Source organism: Pseudomonas sp. 2822-15 (assembly GCF_002742515.1).
In the GTDB taxonomy this organism is placed as follows: Bacteria; Pseudomonadota; Gammaproteobacteria; order Pseudomonadales; family Pseudomonadaceae; genus Aquipseudomonas; species Aquipseudomonas salomonii.
Window position 1 is genome coordinate 1 of sequence record NZ_LJRY01000401.1, and the last position, 241, is coordinate 241.

Here is a 241-nt window from a genome sequence, read left to right on the forward strand (position 1 = left end):
AACACTAGCATCACAAGGTACAACTTATGATGCTCTCTTACTATTATTTATGTATTCAATAGGACTAGGAATTCCGTTTTTGCTTGTAGCTCTTCTTTATTCTAAATCATTAGATAAAATTAGAAATATAAACCGCTTCCTACCAATTATCCAAAAAACAAGTGGCGGTATTATGGTTGTCTTAGGAATAATGCTCTTTACTGGGATCTTTGCAAGGATGGCTGCATATTTATCACAGTTC

At 33.6% G+C, this 241-nt stretch carries 1 protein-coding gene; it reads left to right on the top strand.

What is annotated here, in order from left to right:
- Positions 1-241: cytochrome c biogenesis protein CcdA (locus AOA59_RS31205; protein ID WP_218212244.1), on the top strand; the 241-nt coding region annotated here is incomplete at both ends.